Below are 16,545 nucleotides of genomic sequence, written 5' to 3' on the forward strand. Positions count from 1 at the left end.
TTCCTTCAAACTGAAATAAAGCGACAAGAGTGTCGCTGCTACAATCCTCACTCATGCAAATCAAAGTCATCTATTTCGCCCAACTCGCCGACCTCGCTGGAAAAAGCGAAGAAACGCGTGAACTCACCGACAGTTCACCCGCCGCGCTTTACACCGAAGTCAGCGCCGCCTACAACTTCCCGCACGAGTTCACACAGCTACAAGTGGCAATCAACCACCACCTATCGGCCCACGAAACCGAGCTTAAGGACGGCGACACGATTGCCTTTCTGCCGCCAATGACTGGCGGGTGATTTAAGTGAGTCACTTGACATTGCTGTCTGACTGTCCAAGACGAATACAACAGACAGGAATGTCTGTATCACCTACCATGAAATTTAAACTAACCGACACACCCATCAATCCGATGGAGCTGCGTAAAGAACTCCTATCACTTTCAGCCGGCGGCTACTGCAGCTATGAAGGCTGGGTGCGCGATCACAACGAGGGCAAAGCTGTCGCCGCGCTCCACTACCACGGCTATGCGGAGCTTGCAGATGGCATCGCTCTAACAATCATCGATGAGGCCAAAGCAAAGTTTCACATCGAAGACGCCGCCATCGTGCATCGTTTCGGCGCACTCACTACTGGCGATATTGCCGTCTGGGTCGGCGTGACCGCACACCACCGTGGCGACACCTTTCTAGCCGCCCGCTACATCATCGACAACGTCAAGCACCGCCTACCGATCTGGAAGAAGGAAGTCTATACCGACGGCACCGAAGCCTGGATCGAAAGTAACCACTGCGGCTGCACCGACCCGAAAAACCTTGAGCACCATGATCACGATGAACCGCACGAGCATCATCATTACTAAAATGCAGTGCACATAGTTAGCCACGAAGAGGCACAAATATTCACAAAAACTTAAACACAACAAACTCATGCGCTCTAGCGCATGCTGACTAAATTTTCGTGCCTCTTTGTGGCAAAAAATCACCCGACTCCAGATCTCAATCGATGAATATAGAAATCAAAGCCCTCTACATTTCCAGCGGCCACGACTTCGTCGGTCGTCACGGCAAAGGCCGACTCGATCATGGTATCAAAAAAGTGGAGTCAGTCGAGTGCCTCGCAGGGCGCGGTATCCTCAACGACCGCTACCTCGACCATGAAGAAGACTTTAAGGGGCAGATCACTTTCTTTGATTGGGAAGTCTATGACCGCATCCGCACACAGTGCAACTTGCCCGACTTAGACCCCGCCCTGTTTCGCCGCAACGTGCTCACCACCGGCGTGGATTTAAACACGTTGATCGGCCTACGCTTCAAAGTGCAAGGCATCGAATTCGAAGGCGTCGAAGAATGCCGCCCCTGCTACTGGATGGACGAAGCCATCGCCCCCGGAGCCGAAGACTATTTGCAAGGCCACGGAGGCCTGCGCGCACGTATCTTGAATGATGGCGAGCTGCGCGTGGAGTAGTCCGCTGACTTGCCTGACATGAGCCTGCCGAATGTAGCTGGCGGACCGACTGCAACCGACGGCAACCGCAACTCCGACGCGGGCGACTGGCTAAAGCAAGTCGCCTACGGCAAACCGACAGTGCACGTCACTTATCTCATTAATTTATCAGTTTTTTTCAAAAAAAATATGACTAATTAATCAACCGAGATCCGGACACATCGCCAACAATGGTAAACGACTGAAGTGCAGTCGCTTAATAGGATATTGAGACTCAGTTTCATTAGTGAGCAATACTCAAGTCTCACGCCCTTCCAGTGAGACCGAGTCTCAATATCACTTGACGGATACCTTCGCATCTGATTTCGCATTCTCCCATGAACCGAATGCACTCCTTACTATTTGTGGCCTCAGCGACCGCATCACTATCACTCTCTGCGGAAGCCTTGACTGACGCCGAGTATGTCGAAATTGAAGAAACGACACTTCAAAGCAGCTCCGAAGAGGCAGCTGAAACCTATGCGGAAGCACCTGTCGAAATCGGCACAGGGCTCGACCTGAACATCCTCGAGACACCGCAATCGATCACTGTGATCTCACGCGAACAGATGGATGCCTTCGCACTGACCGATATCAATGACGTGCTCGACTACACGCCTGGTATTTCAGTCGAGGCAGTTGAAACCGATCGCACCTACTTCACCGCACGTGGGTTCGACATCACGAACTTTCAAATTAACGGCCTAGGTCTCCCGCTCACCTCTGGCAATATCCAAGGCACATTCAACAGTGTCCTCTACGAAGAAATCCAAGTGCTCCGCGGAGCCAATGGACTCGGCGCGGGAACCGGAAATCCCTCTGCGACGATCAATCTCATTCGCAAGCGCCCAACCGCTGACCTGCAAGGCTCAATCGATGTTGCCTACGGATCGTGGGACACCGTCCGCTTGCAAGGCGATGTCAGTGGCGCACTCAACGACGAAGGCACAGTTCGCGGACGCTTTGTCACATCCTACCAAGACGGCGACTCCTACATCGACCTCTACTCCAAGGAAAACATCGTCCTCTATGGCGTCGTCGAAATGGATTTGTCCGATCAAACGATGCTGACCATCGGGCATAGCTACGAAGAAACAAATTCAGACAGCCCGCTCTGGGGCGCATTGCCCGTCACATACTCAAATGGTAACCCGACAGACTACGATGTCGACACGACCACAGCAGCAGAGTGGTCCTACTGGGACAAGCACATCAACAACAGTTTCCTACGCATCGATCAAATTCTGAGCGACACATGGACAGCACAAGCGGAGGTCTCCTATATCGAAGCCAAAGGAGACTCTGAACTGTTCTACATGTATGGTTCTCCCGATCAAGCCACAGGTCTTGGACTCTTCGCATTCCCGAGTGCATATGAGTCGACAGAGCGTCAACTGCTCACCAATTTACAAGTAAATGGTCTCGTAGATTTGTTCGACCGTGCACACGAAGTCACTGCAGGCTTCAGTTATAGCGAATCGACACTACACGAAAAGTCTGACTACGGACAAGGGATCGGCACGCCAATCTCCGTGCCACTCGAAGACTGGAAAGGCAAATATCCAAAGCCGTCATTCGACGCAGCCACGGCCGGCAGCAACTACACCTACGAAGAAACCAGTGTCTATGGCGCCACGCGTCTCAACCTAGCGGATCCGCTCAAAGTCATACTCGGCGCCCGCGTCGTTTGGGGTGACACCGATGGTTACTCATACGGGGCAAAGGGTAACAAAGATCAATCTTACGACAGCGAATTCGTTCCCTATGCTGGTGTCCTCTACGACATCAACGAAACCTTCACCGCCTACGCCAGCTACACCGAAATCTTCACACCACAATCTGAAACGGATATCAAGGGTAGCACACTCGACCCAATCGATGGCGAAGCTTACGAGGCAGGTATCAAGGCCAACTTCTTTGAAAACAAGGCATACGCTAGTCTCGCAATTTTCCACATTGAGCAAGACAACGTCGCCGAAGCCGCAGGCATGAATGGTGGCATGACTTACTACGAAGCAGTGCCCGGCCTCACCAGTGAAGGCATCGAATTCGAAGTCGCTGGCGAACTCTTCCCAGGATTCAGAGTCCTCGCAGGTTACACATACCAAGAGATCCGCGATGATGATGACGACTTTGCGAAGCTCTACACGCCGAAAAACCTCTTCAAGGTCTCCACCACCTACCTGATTCCCAATACGAAGTTAACCGTCGGTGCAGCAGCACGCTGGCAAAGCGAGACTAAGGGCGGTGGCATCACACAAGACGACTACACCATCGTCGACCTCATGGCGAAGTATCAGTTCAACGAGCACTGGAGCGCGCAAGTGAACATCAACAACTTAACCGATGAGAAATACTACAGCAGCCTCTACTGGACACAGGCTTTCTACGGCGCAGAGCGCAATGCCGAGATCAGCATGAACTACAGTTTCTAAAAAACGACGTCCCGAACCAAAACGACCGATTATTTAGTCAGCCAGCCCGCAAGGCGTATGGGTTGAGCCAAGCGCTCGACTCATACCCTTGCGGATTTTCTGCCTTAATCAGCAAAGAGACCACCTAAGATCAACAAAATGAAAACCAAAACCATTTGGAAAATCCACTCATGGCTAGGACTCCTAGCAGGCATACCGTTGATAATCATCGCATTCACAGGCAGCCTCCTCGTATTCAAAGACGAGATCAATGCCCTCATCGCACCAGAACGTGTATTGGTGGAGCCACTACAATCAGGAAAAGCACCGCTCGAGCTTCGACTGCAGAAGCTCGAAGAAGCCCACCCCGGCCACGAAACGGCTGGCATCGCATTTTACGACATCGCCGACCGAGCCGACTTCGTCTATGTCGTCCCGCACAACACCGCGGATTGGCACTATGTCTTTCAAAACCCATATACCGGTGAGGTCTTAGGCGAACCGAAGGCAACCGATGCTGAGATCATGGGTTGGATCTTGGAGTTACACTATACCTTGCTCGCGGGGCACACCGGCATTCTCGTCTGCGGAATCATCGCCCTGCTCCTCTGTGCACTCGGCGTTAGCGGGTGCTTCCTCTATCGAAAATTCTGGAAAAACTTTTTCACCTTTCGCTGGAAAAGCAGCGCTCGTGCGCTCACAGGCAACCTACACAAACGTGTCGGCGTGCTGTCCGCACCGGTCTTTCTAATTTTAGGACTCACTGGTGCAGTATGGAATCTGCTACATATCGCAGAAGAGTTTACGCACGATCACCACGATGAAGTGCCCCCTGCCCGTCACCACTTCTACAACGCGGAACTATCGTTCGACTCCATGGCCGAACAATGCCGCACCTACATACCAGACTTCGCGCTTCGCTACCTCAGCCTCCCATGGGAGGCCGGAGTGCCGATCAGATACTATGGTGAATTCACCAACCAAAGCTCCTTAAGAAGTCCCTACCATAGCACGATCAGTTTCGACGCAGACACAGGTGCCTACATGGATCATCAGCGCATCAACGATGCCCCGATTCTCACGCAAATTTACGACACCTTCACCCCACTCCACTTCGGCACCTTCGGCGGTCTATTCACACGTATCCTATGGTGCGTGCTAGGCTCCGCGCCCGGATTCCTCGCCCTCAGCGGCTTCTTTATTTGGCGCAAACGCAAATAGTCCTCCCGACACATTCACACTTCATATCAAGTCTCATGCATCACTTGACCACATTACTCATCTCCATCGGAATCGCCTCAGCGGTTGTCCATGCTGACAGCGTCGATAGCGCACGCACATCCGTCAGCGACTGGGTGCAAACCGAACAAGCCATCTCACGCGAAGCACTCGACTGGCAAGCCGACAAGACCCTCTTGCTCGACATGATCACGATCGCAGAGAAACGTGTTGCCACGCTAGAGCAGCAAGTCAAAGCACACGAAACATTCAACAGCCTCGCCCAAGAAGAGCGCCGCAGTCTGATCGAACAAGACGCTGAGATCGCTGAATACACGAGCGCAGTCGATGCCTTCCTGAAGCACGCAGAGCAAGCGATACGCGAACTCCTACCACGGCTCCCCGATCCGCTAAAAGACGAGTTGGCCACCGAGTTGAAACGACTTCCCGATGGCGACTCAACACTGTCTACGAGCCTCAACGAGCGCACACAAACCATCACCGCGATTCTAACTCAGATACGAGAATTCGACGAGCAGGTAGCCATCCACCAAACCATACGCGCACTGCCCAACTCAGACAACGAAGTCGCCGTGCGCACCATCTGGGTCGGACTCGGCCAGGCATATTACATCGCACCCAGCGACGCAGGATACGGACTGCCCAGCGCGAACGGTTGGACATGGCACTCTGCACCCGAACTGAGCAACGCAATACAAGATAGCATCCAACAAATCGAAGCGACTGCGAGCACTCCGCAACTCATCGACCTTCCAATACAGATCAAGGGAGGCACACTGTAATGAAATACCTAAGACGCATCACACTCATCGCTCTGCTATGCCCGCTACTCACAGCGCATGCAGTATCCATCGAGCAAGTCGCTCAAGCGCGTGAGGCCAAATTGGAAGCATCCCTCCAAGACCTCAGACAGCTACGCGAAACCATCCACAACGAACGCCTACCACTCGCTCAAAAGCTTCAGTCGCTCGACGCACAAGTCAGTGAACTCGAAAGCGAAGTCGCCAAAGTTCAAGGCCTCAAAGACAATCAAGACTTAGAGCTCAGCTCGCTACGCGAGAAAGTGCAGCATCGGCAGCGATCGATCGATTACATCACTCGCACCTTAATCCCCAGCCACATCGCAGACATCGACGCGAGCCTGAGCATGGGGCAACGCCAACACTTCGGCGAACAGATCCGCAGCTACAACCTAGAGATCGAAAACATCAATACCACTGAGCTCGAAAAGCTACAGCAAAGCCTCGCCTTGATCAAAGCCTCACTCCCTGAGCTCAACGAGGCACTCGGCGGCCATGCCTATGCGGGTAAAGCACTTACCCCCAGCAGCACCTTCGAGACTGGCACCTTTTTGGAGGTAGGCCCGCTGCTCTATTTTGCCTCCGATCAAACACCGACCGCTGGTTTGGTCAGTTCTAGCAATCACAACAACGCCGAAGTGCTGCCACTCGACAAACGTCAGTCCAGCGACATACAGGCAGTCGCCAATAACAAGGTCGGCACCTTAGCCATGGACTACACACATGGTGCAGCCCTCGCGATCGAGGCAACGAAAGACAGCATACAAGAGCACCTAGTCAAAGGTGGCATCTGGGTTTACCCGATCCTCGCCTTCGCCTTCATCGCTACGATTGTTTCGATTTACAAAGGCATCCAGATCATGACCATCCGCCATCCGCAGCCCTTGGTCATCCATGATATCATCGCGAAGCTACGCGCCAATAAACAAGACGAAGCCCTGGCGATCGCCGAAGCGCAGCCACAGCCGGCACGCCAAATCCTATCGGCCGCAATCGAGCATTCCAATGAATCCGTAGAGATGGTCGAAGAGGTGATGTATGAGGCAATGCTCACGATTCATCCAAAACTCGAGCGCTTCCTCAACCTCATCGCTGTCACTGCCGCGGCTGCGCCCTTGCTCGGACTCCTCGGCACGGTGACTGGTATCATTAAAACCTTCCGCCTCATGACAGTATTTGGTGCGGGTGATCCTGCTCCGTTGATTTCAGGCATTTCTGAGGCACTCATCACCACAGAGCTAGGCTTAATCTTGGCAATTCCCGCACTCGTCATGCACGCCCTACTCTCGCGCAAAGTCACAGGCACCATGGCGCACCTAGAGAAAATGTCCGTGACCTTCGTCAACGGTCTCTCGCGTCAGAAAATTAAATAGCCACACAGCACAATGAATTCCTCAGGCGATACCGGGCTAGAATCAGCCATACAGATATGGGTCAGCGGCGGCTGGCTCATGCTGCCGCTTTTACTAGTCACGCTGTTCATCTATGGCTCCGCACTGAACTTGTTTTTCAATGTGCACTTTCACTACTTACTTCGCGGCAAAGTGCATGCCATGGATGGCAACGCAATCGCCCGATCGAAGAATCCTGACGTCGTCCTCGCTCGAAAACTCATCCGCTACGAATCACTGACTGCTGAAGATGTGCAGCGACACTTCACCGCCGTGCGTGCGGAGTATCTGCCCTTCATTGATCGACGCATTAAATTCCTCGGACTCGTCATCGCCACCGGCCCGCTCATTGGCCTGCTCGGAACAGTTTCTGGGATGCTCTCGACCTTTGATGGAATGATCGTCGCCGACGGCAACCGCTTTGACGGCATCGTCAATGGGATCTCCGAAGCACTGATTACCACACAGACAGGCCTCATCATCTCGATTCCAGCCATCGTCATTCTGTCTCTCATCATACACCGCCGCCGCACACTCGAACTGGCGATCACACGCCTAGAGCGCTTCAACACACGCTTGGCGCTACGCTCGGACTGCCCGATTCCGAAACAACACCCAGCTCTTTAAATTGCTATGAAACGCCGACGCCTCATTTACGCAACTGAATCGAATCAGCAAGAGATCAATGTCTCTCCATTGATCGATATCGTATTCATCCTCCTTATTTTCTTTATCGTCACCACCGTCTTCGTTGAAGAAACCGGCGTCGAGGTCAGACGCCCCAAAGCTGCGTCCTCGCAAATGCTTGAGAAAAACTCGATCCTCATCGCCATCACCGCAGAAGGCAACGTCGTCTATGGCGGCAACGAAATCGGCGTCGCTGGCGTGCGAGGCACGGTGCAGCGTTTAATCAAAGGCAAGATGATGCCCGTCATTCTCCAAGTGGACGAAACAGTCTCCATGGAGCTCTACACTGAAGTGCATGACGAGGCACTCAAAGCAGGTGCCGAGCGTATCAACCTCGCCACTACAGACGGATAACTCTGATGCAAACGTCACACGATTTTCCGAAGCAGCAATTTAAGTGGGCACGCCCGCTGAGCTTCGCTGGCGCCTGTATTCTCACTGCTGGCCTGTTTTGGATCATTCCGTTGACACAGTTGCTAGATACCCCGACACAGCCCGACGTAATCGTCAGAGAAATGACGATAGGCAAGCCCCCACGCTCTGAAACACCTCCACCGCCGGAGCCCACTCCGCCAAAGGAACAGCCACAACCCAATCCAGAGATCGCTCCCAAGGCTGCGCCCATCGAGATACAACCACTCGACATCGATATCAGCCCAGGCAATGGAGATGCCCTCGCAATGGGCGCTCCGATCAACAGTGCGCTCTCAACCAACGAGTTATTTGAAGATATCGAGCAACTGTTTAGCTTCGAGGATTTGGCTGAAGCACCACGACTCATCAATACGCCGAGCTTCCGATTCCCGACCTCACTCACACGTAGAGGTGTGAAGCGCGGGAAAGTCATCGTCGAGATCGACATTTTGCCCAATGGATCCGCAAAACTACTGCGCATCATCACCGCTTCCCACCCAGAGCTAGAGGCCACCGCGAGACAAATTGTCAGAAGCGCACGCTTCACTCCACCAAAGGTAAATGGCCAGCCACAAACCGTCCGTGGCCGCTTCCCGATTGTTTTAGATAACTAAATTAGAATATCAGCACTTCCAGAAATGAACACCTTGTTACAATATATACGCCCCATCCTCATATGCTTCGGCCTTTGCACGCAGCTGGCATTTGCACAGAGCGCCCCATTCGTGCTGAGTGACACAGGTCCGAACAGCCCGAGTTACAAAGATCGCTTCATGGCGAACTACGGTGTGCACTCTGAAATCGAACCACCGATGGCAGCCACCGATCGGCCGCTCTATGAGAAAGTGTTCCCTCTCATCAAAACGAACCCACGCGCAGCCATTGCGGAACTAAACCGGTCGATGAGCTCAAACGCGAACCCCGCGTTTTTCTTTTTGCTCGGCAGCTTACAGTATCAAACAGGACAACTCTCACAGTCCGAACAGTCACTCAGCAAAGCGATCGATAAATTTCCCGATTTCAGACGCGCCCACCGAACCTTAGGCCTACTGTATGCGCAACAGAGCAGACATGACGCTGCACTGCGCACGTGGCTCAAGGTAATCTCACTCGGCGGCGGCGATGCGCAAAGCTATGGCTTACTCGGCTACACTTACCTTTCTCAGGAAAAATATCACAGTGCGCTGAAAGCCTATGAAATGGCACGCATGTTTCAGCCTGATAGTATCGACTTTCAAAGAGGCGAAGCACAGTGCCTACTCAAAACAGGACAGGCAGACAGAGCCAGCACACTCGTCGAAGAACTGATCAAAGCACACCCTACCTCCTCGGACTATTGGCGCTTACAGGCAAACTGCTTATTACAACTCGGCAACCACGACGATGCCATCTTACACCTAGAAATTGCCAACGACCTCGGCGCCGCCAATGCACAAAGCCACTTCTTACTCGGCGATTTATACCTACGCACCGAAAACAGTCGCCTCGCACAACAGCACTACCTCGCAGCGCTAGAGACCCCCAATCAGCCCAGCCTCACATCCGCATTACGGCCGCTCGAATATCTGATTGCACGAGGATTAATCGAAGAAGCAGACGCCTACCTACAACTCCTAGAAAGCACGATCACAATCAACTCAGACAAGGAGCGCGAACAAATCGCCTTATCGAAAGCGGACATTCGCATGCAGCAAGGCCAGGCAGATCAAGCACTCGACCTGCTTAAGCAGATCGTCGAGCGCAATCCGATCAACGGCGAAGCCCTGCTACTGATCGCGGAGATCGCACACACACGCGAAGATTACATCGAGGCAGAGTTTCAGCTACAACGCGCACGCGCCCTACCTGACACACAAGTCGACGCACTCATCCAGCTCGGCCGCCTCGAAGTCGACCGCAACGATTTCAAGGCCGCACTGGACTATCTCTACAGTGCTCAGTCCCTGAAGCCCAGCGTTCGGATCAGCCGTTACATTGATGCGATTAAGGCCGCGATGTAAGAATCCACTCTACCACCACACCTTGAAACTCACCTCAACAGGTATCGCATTCTTAGATACACAAGACGCCGACAGCCTTGCCTGTCCGTTCCATCCTTCGGAATCTCTGAGCTACAATCAGCATGGAATACAGTGCAACGCTGAGCGTATCCCGATCAAAGTGGGCATGGATTACATCCGCCTAGAACTGACAGTCGACAGTCTAAACACCCCGCAGTTCAAATTTGAAAACCGCCCCCTACTCATCGGCTTCGTATCAAAGGGGTGGGCGAAAATACAGCTCCACAACCAAGATATCATCAAGCTAGAGCCTGGTCAGTGCTTCCTCTACTCAAGCGAGCAACTGCAAATAGATCGCACCTCTCCAAGTGATGTTTGTATCGAACTCATCCGCTGTAACCGTCAGTTCATACAAGCACTGCTCGATTTTGACATGCTGCCCAACCAGCACGCCAAACAGCAACTCAACGCGATCCACAAAGATGGAAACCAACTCCACAACGCCGCGATGCAAACCGAAGCCCTGCAGTGCAGCAGCCAGTTAACCCAAAGCGGGCACGCGCAATTACGCAACCGACTCGGCCTAGAAGCCAACGCCCTCGCATGGATCTCAGCTGTCTTTGACCAACAAGGTGTTGCCAGTTCAACGCAAACACCTGGGATCAGCTTGGCAGACCGTGAAGCCATTCAGAAAATTACCGCACTCATCGACAACGATCCCTGCTACGAATATTCCTTTGAAGAGCTGTGCACATTCGGCGGCGTCAATGAGCATAAGCTCAAAACCACCTTCAAATTGATTCACAACAAAACAGTATTTAATTATCTACGAGAGAAACGAATGATCCTCGCTGCTGAATTGTTACAAAAAGACCGTGATAGTGTGATCGAAATCGCCAACCACGTAGGCTACACCAACGCCAGTCACTTTGCCCGCGCTTTCAAAAACCAGCACGGGTTACTGCCCAAAGCCTACCAATGCTTGCACAGAAAAACATTGGGGGGCGCGTAAACAAGTAGGGGTCGTGCTCCCTCTTACTCCTAATCTTAATCATAATCATAATCGAAGCGTTGCCATAGTAGACATCGAAGATACACGTGAGAGATTAAGATTATGAATAAGATTACGATTATGACACCATGCATCCTATGCAGAAAGCGTCTACAATCCGATCACCCGCTGGAATACGTCATCCACTCCAGCACCTAGCTTCGCTCGCACACGAAACAGCACCCGATCCGCCTGATCGACAAGCAACAAAGTCATACGGCCTTCTTCAAACATGGCATGAACTGTAGCGATCGCAGGCAGGTAGAGACTAAAACTTGCCCGCTTACCCATACACTCGAGCACCCCATTTGACTCACGTAGTCCATCAATCACGTAGCTCTGACGCAGATTCACTTCCGCGGCACAGATCGTAAATTCTAATGGTATACTTTGCGTCGCAAGTTCATCTAGTAATGCCGCAAACGCTTGTCCGCAAAGTTCGAGATCAATGCCGCCATGCGCACGCACATGCCCGCGTAAGAAACCCCGAGCAGGCGCCATCAGACTCATCGGCATAGACATCTTGGAGGTAATCCCATCCACCAATGTCGCCCATTCGATCAAGGACGTCTCGCTCGAAGGTGTCATCTGCATAAACGTGGAGCCGAATTGATTCTTAAAATTCAAGTTGCCCTGCGATCCACAGCACTGGCAGGTCGTAATACGCGCATGCGCATTTGCCCACCCATCATAATCCGAGGCAACGATCAATCCGTTGTATCTGAGTGCATTGGATAGTGAGCGATCATAATCTTTGCGCTTTAGGAACATCGACATACGTGCATGCGCATGATCGACCTGCACAAAGAAACCCGACAACCAGCGCATACGCTCCAAGACGCGCCTCCACTCCTGATCTAAAGGAATATGCCCGTCACGAGTCGTTTGAAATGAATGGACATGGCGGCTCGCTAAAGGAGGCACCACACCTTTCATTCTCATATCTAGGCTATTCATACTGTGACTTAGTTCGTCTCTCATATCAGATTGATCGGTTGATTGTTCTATTTAAGGAGCCACTACTCTAACAAATATATCAATATGATTTCCACTCCATCACGGAGCAAAAAAAGCCGGATGTGAACACGTCACACCCGGCTTCAAACAACAATGAATACTATAACTTAGAATTGGTAGCTTGCGCTCAAACGAAGCACACGACCGGGGCTATTGAGACCATATGCAGTATAAATCGTGTGATCTTGATACTCCTTATCGAACACATTGTCGACGTTCAGCGCCAAGGTCAGATCCTTAAAAGCAGATGGCTTAATGCTAAAATTAAAGTTGTGCAGCACATAGGAGTCTTTCCCTGCGACCGCGGGGAAGCGCCCAAGCGCCTCTTCATCGACACTTTCTCGATACTCGACGAACCAACCAGTGCGCCAGAAAAAGCTGCCATCTGGACGACTAGCCACATAGCCGAAATCACCAATCCAACGACGACCTGCAACGACCATGCCTAAGTCATCGTCGTAGTCGTTATCACCACCATCTGGCTCAGCATACGCGACACCGAGCGAACCATAGTAGCCGTTCTTGCGTGCGCCGATCTTCACTTCATAGCCTTCATTCTCAACATCACCAAATGATCCGTAACCTGTCGGATAGAGGTAGTTATTGATCTCTTGCTCAAAGTAAGAGCCCTCCGCGTAGATGAAGCCGTTATCGTAGTTAAAGCCAATCTTCCAGGTTTCTGCTTCTTCACCATCAGTGCCTGCAGGGTATGGGTTCACCCCTGCGAAGATCGCTTCACGAGTGCTCACGCCACGATACGCCTCAGCATACCCCGCAGTCAGAGTCAGGTGCTCGATTGGGAATATAGATACATTCACATTTGGGCTCACTTCATCCGAATCAAAGTCGTCTCCATACAAATCTTCGTATTCATAATCATCATAACGAGCGCCGAATGAGACTTCAGCATACTCCGTCACTGGCACCGTTGCTTGTGTGTATAAACCAAAAACTTCTGTATCTTCGGTGCCAGAGACTCCGTATGGATCGCCATACACCTTCGCCTCGTCTTCACGATAATCGACACCATACGTGATCGCTACGATTTCGAAATCGCTGGTATTGCGAATATCCAAACCGTAGGTCTCGACCTCTGTGCCAGCATTGGTTTCTGTGCGCTCAAACTCTTGCTTCGTATAGTAGAAGGTATTTTCGAGATCGAGCCATTCTATGTCTTCCGGTGCGACATCATAACTAAGTGTCGCAGTATTACGCTCCGTATTCACCTCTTGTAAGGGGCCCAATGGGCGCCCTGTGCCACCAAGCACATCGTTATTAATATTTACACGATCATACGAATCGAATTCTTCAGCCATATACTCGTAGCTGAGTTCGACTGTCTGTGACTCATCTAAACGCCCCGTCACTTTAGCCAGTGCACTAGTGCGCTCATAGTCGGAGTTCTCAATCGTATCACCATCGCCATCTTCAAAATCATCGCGATCCATATAGGAACCACTCACCAGCGCTCCCCACCCTTCGGCAAACTCACCGTAAGCAGACTGTGATAATTTATAACCATCACCGTTATAATAACCAGTGGCCTTGGACAAAGCACCAAATGTCTCTCCCTCATTGAGAAGATCGTATGCATTGACTGTTTCAAATCGGATCGCACCAGCAAGGGCACCCGCACCATCAAGGGCAGAGCCAGCACCAGAGACGACTTCGACACTCTTAAGCAACTCAGGCTCAATCATGACTGCAGACGCATGATGATACAAATTGGTCGCTTGTGTGGCACCATCAATGGAGACATTGGCCAAGTTCGATTCCAAATTGTTAATAAAGATTTGCTGTGCTTGTGCTTTGCCGCCGTTCACGTCGACCGACAAGCTCTGATCAAACAGAGCAGCCAAATCCTCTGGTTGCTTCGTTTCAATAAAGTCACGAGAGACCGAATTCGAGAGTGTATACTCGATTGTTTCAGCTTCATTTCCTTTCAAGGTTACCTCGTCAAGCTCAACGTCTTTCTGCGCGGGCTCTTGCGCAAGCAAAGAGCTAGACAGCAAGGTCGCCGCAGAGCATGCGCTCGCGAGATATTGGATCGTTTTGTTTTTCATCTGTTTGTTGGTTGGTTGTGTTGTATAAAGTTACACAGCGGATTCGCCTCGTGTAAGCGCACCAAAATAACAAATCAGCGAATGAAATAACTACCCCATGGGGGAGGAAGAATAGCCCAATACAGAAATCTTCGTAGGGGTCGTGCTCGCGCGAACCGCGAAGGCAAGAGACGTTGAAAAACTCCGTGAGCTTAAGGTCTTTCGAGGTCTTCACCAATTCGACAAGCTCATGGTCTGGGACAAGCAAAGCCCCGGCCTCAGACAGAGATGATGCCCGCGAGTATACCTACGATCGCACAGTGCGCTTTTTCCCCAAGAACCGACGATAGCTGAGCGAAAATCCGGTATAGACTAGAAACAACGATGCAGCTGTCGCAATCGTTGCGATCACCTTTCCCACGAAACCAAACGCGGCGCCGGTATGGATAAACCGCACCCACACGCGTGCCTGCAGCCCGGGGCTACGATCTTGTAAGCGGACTGCTTGCAACACATCACTGGTATACGGATCCACCTCGACAGGAATCCAGCCGCGACTTGGCATATAGTCCGGCACATAGACGTCTAATTTCAAAGGCACCAACGGCTCGCCGTCCGATGCCGCCGTAGTCAAAGGCATTCCAATCGTCTCCCAATCAGGAAAGGCTACCTGCGCTCCAACTAGCGACGCTTCATAGCTCAAAAGTTCAGCGCCCTCTTCGGGCATTGGCACTTCCGCGGGAGCGACTGCCATCATACGAAAGTCCCTAACTTCAGGAGCGTCCTCTCCCGAAAGCGTGAAGACCAATTTATGCCCCCACTCGAAAGAGATCACTACTGCAGTGGCAGCTAAAATCACCAATACTGGTAAACTCCAAAAACCAAATACATTATGCCAATTGTAGTCACGCGCCTTGCCCTTTGCCCCGCGCTTAAAAAGTAGAATCGATTTAATTGCGCGCGCACTCCGCTTCTTCGGAAACCAAAGATAAAGCCCAGTCAGACAGAGTCCTAGAAACGCAAGGTTCGATACACCGTTAATCGTCCGGCCGATAATATAATTATCCTCTCCATGAAAGGCCAGGAAGCGATGCCACATCTCAATCTCATGTATCACATCATGCGCACCCGCACGTCGCGAATCACCGATGGCACCAGTATATGAGTTTACATATAAACGTTCATGACGCCCATGCAGAAAGACAAACGCACGCCCATCATCCGCAGGCACTTCAACATAGTTCGCGTCGAATTCGGGACGCTCTAATTCTAGCACTTCCAGCATCTCCGCAATGCCTAACGGAGAGGCCTCCGCAGGCACTTCAACATGGCTCACCTCGCGATCGACCCAATCCAAGATCTCTTCTTCAAAAGCGATCGCGATCCCAGTCGCAGACATAATCGCGATGACCACTCCAGCGACCAAGCCGCACACAAGGTGCACCCAAAATATTGTTTTACGAAATAGACTCCCCTGAACCTTCATTATCAAATCCCTCTTCAATCACATTAAAAATCAGCAAAAAACCGCCGATGACTTCGCTCAAAAGAACGTAAGATGTGATCCCTGATCTGCCCGTAACTGCAGCTCAAACATATTCTCTCGATTACAAAAATGGGCTATTTTCACTCCGGCATTGGGTAGAAATTCGAACAAAAGATGTGCTATAGTTTTCCACGTAAGATCAGCAGTCGATCAAACAGAAGCCCACCATATCCTTCTGAATGTTCATCAGTGAAGGCTGCTGATCTTACGCTAAAGTGTAATAACTCAAAAATAAGATGCACCTATCAGACTATCTGGTAGGTGCATTTTTTTGCTTTCACAGTCAGACATATACTCTCAGTCGATGATGATCGATGAACCTTAAAAGGGTAGTTAGAAGCTAGAAGGCAGTAGTTAGGAGCTGAATATCAGTGTTTTATAAACAATCTTCGATTCGCCATATGGCTTCGCCCTTCGGTTGAGTATCGCTACGCTCGGTAGGCGCCAGCGAACGCGATTGTAAGG

General features: G+C 51.5%; 16 protein-coding genes. 13 read left to right on the top strand and 3 right to left on the bottom strand.

Annotation, left to right across the window (positions count from 1 at the left end; all coding sequences use genetic code 11):
* Nucleotides 1–53: 53 nt before the first annotated feature.
* The 13 genes from GZZ87_RS00585 (at nucleotide 54) to GZZ87_RS00645 (ending at nucleotide 11,436) form a co-directional block, all read left to right on the top strand.
* Nucleotides 54–293 carry a MoaD/ThiS family protein gene (locus GZZ87_RS00585; protein WP_162027053.1) on the top strand — a complete coding sequence of 80 codons (240 nt, stop codon included), beginning with the start codon at nucleotides 54–56 and terminating at the stop codon, nucleotides 291–293.
* A gap of 77 nt (nucleotides 294–370) precedes the next feature.
* Nucleotides 371–856, top strand: coding sequence for a molybdenum cofactor biosynthesis protein MoaE (locus tag GZZ87_RS00590; protein WP_244648160.1), 486 nt, complete (start codon nucleotides 371–373; stop codon nucleotides 854–856).
* 143 nt (nucleotides 857–999) lie between these two features.
* Nucleotides 1,000–1,461 (top strand): MOSC domain-containing protein, encoded by a 462-nt coding sequence (locus GZZ87_RS00595; protein WP_162027055.1) that lies wholly within the window; start codon nucleotides 1,000–1,002, stop codon nucleotides 1,459–1,461.
* Nucleotides 1,462–1,479: 18 nt separating this feature from the next.
* Nucleotides 1,480–1,641 (top strand): hypothetical protein, encoded by a 162-nt coding sequence (locus tag GZZ87_RS00600; protein ID WP_162051226.1) that lies wholly within the window; start codon nucleotides 1,480–1,482, stop codon nucleotides 1,639–1,641.
* 185 nt (nucleotides 1,642–1,826) lie between these two features.
* A complete protein-coding gene (locus GZZ87_RS00605; protein WP_162027057.1) occupies nucleotides 1,827–3,914 on the top strand; it encodes a TonB-dependent siderophore receptor in 2,088 nt (695 codons plus the stop codon).
* A 138-nt stretch (nucleotides 3,915–4,052) separates the two neighbouring features.
* On the top strand, nucleotides 4,053–5,114 hold the full coding sequence (locus GZZ87_RS00610; protein ID WP_162027058.1) for a PepSY-associated TM helix domain-containing protein: 1,062 nt from the start codon (nucleotides 4,053–4,055) through the stop codon (nucleotides 5,112–5,114).
* 35 nt (nucleotides 5,115–5,149) lie between these two features.
* The gene (locus GZZ87_RS00615) at nucleotides 5,150–5,914 is read left to right on the top strand and encodes a DUF3450 family protein (RefSeq protein ID WP_162027059.1); all 765 of its coding nucleotides are present in this window, start codon (nucleotides 5,150–5,152) and stop codon (nucleotides 5,912–5,914) included.
* The gene (locus GZZ87_RS00620; protein ID WP_162027060.1) at nucleotides 5,914–7,305 is read left to right on the top strand and encodes a MotA/TolQ/ExbB proton channel family protein; all 1,392 of its coding nucleotides are present in this window, start codon (nucleotides 5,914–5,916) and stop codon (nucleotides 7,303–7,305) included. Before GZZ87_RS00615 ends, GZZ87_RS00620 begins: the two co-directional genes overlap by 1 nt.
* Nucleotides 7,306–7,317: 12 nt before the next feature.
* Nucleotides 7,318–7,950, top strand: a complete 633-nt coding sequence (locus GZZ87_RS00625; RefSeq protein ID WP_162027061.1) for a MotA/TolQ/ExbB proton channel family protein — start codon at nucleotides 7,318–7,320, stop codon at nucleotides 7,948–7,950.
* Nucleotides 7,951–7,956: 6 nt separating this feature from the next.
* Nucleotides 7,957–8,364 carry a biopolymer transporter ExbD gene (locus GZZ87_RS00630; protein WP_162027062.1) on the top strand — a complete coding sequence of 136 codons (408 nt, stop codon included), beginning with the start codon at nucleotides 7,957–7,959 and terminating at the stop codon, nucleotides 8,362–8,364.
* Nucleotides 8,365–8,369: 5 nt separating this feature from the next.
* Nucleotides 8,370–9,038 (top strand): energy transducer TonB, encoded by a 669-nt coding sequence (locus GZZ87_RS00635; protein WP_162027063.1) that lies wholly within the window; start codon nucleotides 8,370–8,372, stop codon nucleotides 9,036–9,038.
* A 24-nt stretch (nucleotides 9,039–9,062) separates the two neighbouring features.
* A complete protein-coding gene (locus GZZ87_RS00640) occupies nucleotides 9,063–10,424 on the top strand; it encodes a tetratricopeptide repeat protein (protein WP_162027064.1) in 1,362 nt (453 codons plus the stop codon).
* Between the two features lie 22 nt (nucleotides 10,425–10,446).
* Nucleotides 10,447–11,436, top strand: coding sequence for an AraC family transcriptional regulator (locus GZZ87_RS00645; RefSeq protein WP_162027065.1), 990 nt, complete (start codon nucleotides 10,447–10,449; stop codon nucleotides 11,434–11,436).
* Nucleotides 11,437–11,586: 150 nt separating this feature from the next.
* On the opposite strand, the gene GZZ87_RS00650 is transcribed toward GZZ87_RS00645, so the two are convergent.
* The 3 genes from GZZ87_RS00650 to GZZ87_RS00660 form a co-directional block, all read right to left on the bottom strand.
* Complete coding sequence (locus tag GZZ87_RS00650) at nucleotides 11,587–12,456, bottom strand: hypothetical protein (protein WP_162071421.1); 870 nt, start codon at nucleotides 12,454–12,456, stop codon at nucleotides 11,587–11,589.
* Between the two features lie 143 nt (nucleotides 12,457–12,599).
* Complete coding sequence (locus GZZ87_RS00655; RefSeq protein ID WP_162027067.1) at nucleotides 12,600–14,555, bottom strand: TonB-dependent receptor; 1,956 nt, start codon at nucleotides 14,553–14,555, stop codon at nucleotides 12,600–12,602.
* 286 nt (nucleotides 14,556–14,841) lie between these two features.
* A complete protein-coding gene (locus GZZ87_RS00660; RefSeq protein WP_162027068.1) occupies nucleotides 14,842–16,020 on the bottom strand; it encodes a PepSY-associated TM helix domain-containing protein in 1,179 nt (392 codons plus the stop codon).
* Nucleotides 16,021–16,545 lie beyond the last annotated feature (525 nt).

The organism is Lentimonas sp. CC4 (assembly GCF_902728235.1).
Classification (GTDB): Bacteria; Verrucomicrobiota; Verrucomicrobiia; order Opitutales; family Coraliomargaritaceae; genus Lentimonas.

Excerpts from the sequence above, each read along its gene's own strand:
- GZZ87_RS00585 (WP_162027053.1), top strand. The coding sequence starts at position 54 with ATGCAAATCAAAGTCATCTATTTCGCCCAACTCGCCGACCTCGCTGGA.
- GZZ87_RS00590 (WP_244648160.1), top strand. The coding sequence starts at position 371 with ATGAAATTTAAACTAACCGACACACCCATCAATCCGATGGAGCTGCGT.
- GZZ87_RS00595 (WP_162027055.1), top strand. The coding sequence starts at position 1,000 with ATGAATATAGAAATCAAAGCCCTCTACATTTCCAGCGGCCACGACTTC.
- GZZ87_RS00600 (WP_162051226.1), top strand. The coding sequence starts at position 1,480 with ATGAGCCTGCCGAATGTAGCTGGCGGACCGACTGCAACCGACGGCAAC.
- GZZ87_RS00605 (WP_162027057.1), top strand. The coding sequence starts at position 1,827 with ATGCACTCCTTACTATTTGTGGCCTCAGCGACCGCATCACTATCACTC.
- GZZ87_RS00610 (WP_162027058.1), top strand. The coding sequence starts at position 4,053 with ATGAAAACCAAAACCATTTGGAAAATCCACTCATGGCTAGGACTCCTA.
- GZZ87_RS00615 (WP_162027059.1), top strand. The coding sequence starts at position 5,150 with ATGCATCACTTGACCACATTACTCATCTCCATCGGAATCGCCTCAGCG.
- GZZ87_RS00620 (WP_162027060.1), top strand. The coding sequence starts at position 5,914 with ATGAAATACCTAAGACGCATCACACTCATCGCTCTGCTATGCCCGCTA.
- GZZ87_RS00625 (WP_162027061.1), top strand. The coding sequence starts at position 7,318 with ATGAATTCCTCAGGCGATACCGGGCTAGAATCAGCCATACAGATATGG.
- GZZ87_RS00630 (WP_162027062.1), top strand. The coding sequence starts at position 7,957 with ATGAAACGCCGACGCCTCATTTACGCAACTGAATCGAATCAGCAAGAG.
- GZZ87_RS00635 (WP_162027063.1), top strand. The coding sequence starts at position 8,370 with ATGCAAACGTCACACGATTTTCCGAAGCAGCAATTTAAGTGGGCACGC.
- GZZ87_RS00640 (WP_162027064.1), top strand. The coding sequence starts at position 9,063 with ATGAACACCTTGTTACAATATATACGCCCCATCCTCATATGCTTCGGC.
- GZZ87_RS00650 (WP_162071421.1), bottom strand. The coding sequence starts at position 12,456 with ATGAGAGACGAACTAAGTCACAGTATGAATAGCCTAGATATGAGAATG.
- GZZ87_RS00655 (WP_162027067.1), bottom strand. The coding sequence starts at position 14,555 with ATGAAAAACAAAACGATCCAATATCTCGCGAGCGCATGCTCTGCGGCG.
- GZZ87_RS00660 (WP_162027068.1), bottom strand. The coding sequence starts at position 16,020 with ATGAAGGTTCAGGGGAGTCTATTTCGTAAAACAATATTTTGGGTGCAC.